Consider the following 1,859-nt stretch of genomic DNA (forward strand, 5'->3'; position numbering starts at 1 on the left):
GATCAACTCGCCTGGCCTGCTGCTGCGCTCCAAGGCGCCGGACCCGCACCAGCGCCTGGGCGCGCGCACCTTCCTGCATCCGGTGGTGATCTCGGCCGCGCTGATGCCACAACCGGTCGAAGGCTGGCGCGGCGCGCCGCAAAGCATCTACAGCGACCATTTCCTGCACACCGCCGCGGCCGACGGGCCGATGGGCTACAAGCTCGAAGTGCCACCGCTGCACCCGGTGATTTTCTCGTCCTCGCTGATTGGTTTCGGCCGCGAGCAGGCCGAGTCGCTGCGCCAGTTCCCCAACACGCATTCGCTGTTGGCCTTGCTCCGTGATGGCTTCCATGAGCAGTCGCCCGGTGGCCAGGTGCGGCTTCGCAGCGACGGTAGCCCTGAGTTGGACTACCCGCTGACGCCTTTCGTGATGGAAGGCGCCCGGCGCGCGTTGCTGAGCATGGCCGAGATCCAGTTCGCCGCCGGCGCCACGCAGGTCATGCCGGTGCATGAGATGGCCCGTGCAGCCGGCCGCTGGCCCGAGGCGCGAGCCATGATCGAAACCCTGCCGATGCAGCCGCTGCTGACCCGCGTGGTCAGCGCCCATGTGATGGGCGGCTGCGGCATGGCCGGCGACGAAACCCGGGGCGTGGTGCGGCCGGACGGCCTGCACTGGCAGATCGAGAACCTTTCTGTGCACGACGGGTCTCTCTTTCCGACCAGCATCGGCGCGAACCCGCAGCTCTCGGTGTATGGTCTGGCGAACCGGCTGGCCACCGGGCTGGCGCAGCGCCTCGGTGCAAATCCGGTCAGTTTGGCCTGAGCCCGGCGCGGGCGGCAGCCTCGGCGGCCCGGAACCCCGAGAACTTCAGATGACACGACAAGGAACAGACCGATGGTGGCGCGCTGGCAGCGTTTTCTGACGCTGCTGGGCTTTGCACTGGTGCTGGGTGGCGCAGGCTGCTTGCTGGCCCAAGGCCATGCCGGCTGGGCCTTGGCGCTGCTGGCGCTGGGCCTGTGCGGCCACGCGGCTTGGCTGGGTTTGACCTGCGCACTGGCCGCGTGGCAGAACCGGCGCGACGCGGCATCCACCGTTCCAACGGCGAGCGCTGCGCAGTGGCTGGCCGCCTGGTGGGCCGAGGTGTGCACCGCGCCGCAGGTCTTCTGCTGGCGCCAGCCCTTTCGCAGCCAAGCCGAGCCGGACGTCCTGCCCGGCGATGCGCAAGGCCGCATCGGCGTGGTGCTGGTGCACGGTTTCCTGTGCAACCGTGGCTTCTGGAACCCCTGGATCCGCCGTCTGCGCGCACTGGGCGTGCCGTGTATTGCCGTGTCGCTGGAGCCGGTGTTCGGCTCGATCGACGACTACGTGCCGACGCTGGAAACGGCGGTGCGCCAGCTCAGCCAGCTGACCGGCCGGCCACCGCTGCTGGTTGGCCACAGCATGGGCGGGCTGGCGATCCGCGCGTGGCTGCGAGCCAACCAGGCCGGTGGCGGGAGCGACGCGCGGGTGCATGGTGTGGTGACCATGGGCTCACCGCACCACGGCACCTGGCTGGCAGGCTTTTCGCGGCGGACCAATGGCGAACAGATGCGCCAGCACAGCGCCTGGCTCAGCACGCTGGCGGCCAGTGAATCCGCCTCAAGACAGGCCTTGTTCGTGTGCCTGTTCAGCCACTGCGACAACATCGTGTTCCCCGCCCGCAGCGCGGTCTTGCCGGGCGCCAGCGCCGTCCTGCACGTCGCGGGTGCAGCCCATGTGGACCTGATGCAGCGTCCCGAGAGCTTTGCCGCCGTCTGCCATGCGCTGGGGCTCGCGCCGGCCGACACGGGCGCTGTGCTGGCCGTCGGCTGACAAGATTCGCCGGGTCAGCAGCCCG

The 1,859-nt window shown here is 69.6% G+C and carries 2 protein-coding genes; both read left to right on the top strand.

Going from position 1 to position 1,859, the window contains the following annotated elements:
- Nucleotides 1–805: GMC family oxidoreductase (locus FKP22_RS29075; RefSeq protein WP_233447001.1), on the top strand; the 805-nt coding region annotated here is incomplete at its 5' end.
- Nucleotides 806–877: 72 nt separating this feature from the next.
- Nucleotides 878–1,834 carry an esterase/lipase family protein gene (locus FKP22_RS29080; RefSeq protein WP_141291635.1) on the top strand — a complete coding sequence of 319 codons (957 nt, stop codon included), beginning with the start codon at nucleotides 878–880 and terminating at the stop codon, nucleotides 1,832–1,834.
- Nucleotides 1,835–1,859: the final 25 nt, after the last annotated feature.

This window comes from Ideonella azotifigens, assembly GCF_006519715.1.
In the GTDB taxonomy this organism is placed as follows: domain Bacteria; phylum Pseudomonadota; class Gammaproteobacteria; order Burkholderiales; family Burkholderiaceae_C; genus Ideonella; species Ideonella azotifigens.